The organism is Pseudoflavonifractor capillosus (assembly GCF_016902575.1).
GTDB lineage: Bacteria > Bacillota > Clostridia > Oscillospirales > Oscillospiraceae > Enterenecus > Enterenecus capillosus_A.
Genome location: NZ_JACSNZ010000139.1, coordinates 1 through 325 on the forward strand (window position 1 = coordinate 1; position 325 = coordinate 325).

Below are 325 nucleotides of genomic sequence, written 5' to 3' on the forward strand. Positions count from 1 at the left end.
TTTGCTTTCGAATGGTGACCCGTACGAGAGTCGAACTCGTGTTTGCGGCGTGAGAGGCCGCCGTCTTAACCACTTGACCAACGGGCCATCGTCGTCACAAGCTGCATATTCTTCGCTTCCGTCGGCGGACGAAAGCTCAGTCATTACGCTGCTCCTCCTCTTCCAATCAAACCCGCTTTGCTGGGCTTTGATTGGAGTCCTGAGAGACTTTTGGGTTTCCCACTTGGGTGCATCACACACCCAAGTGGGAGTGGTACACCTTCAGGGACTCGAACCCTGGACACCCTGATTAAGAGTCAGGTGCTCTACCAACTGAGCTAAAGGT

At 53.8% G+C, this 325-nt stretch carries 1 tRNA gene; it reads right to left on the minus strand.

The window, feature by feature from the left end:
* Positions 1 to 12: 12 nt before the first annotated feature.
* Positions 13 to 87 (minus strand) — tRNA-Glu (locus tag H9X86_RS12250).
* Positions 88 to 325: the final 238 nt, after the last annotated feature.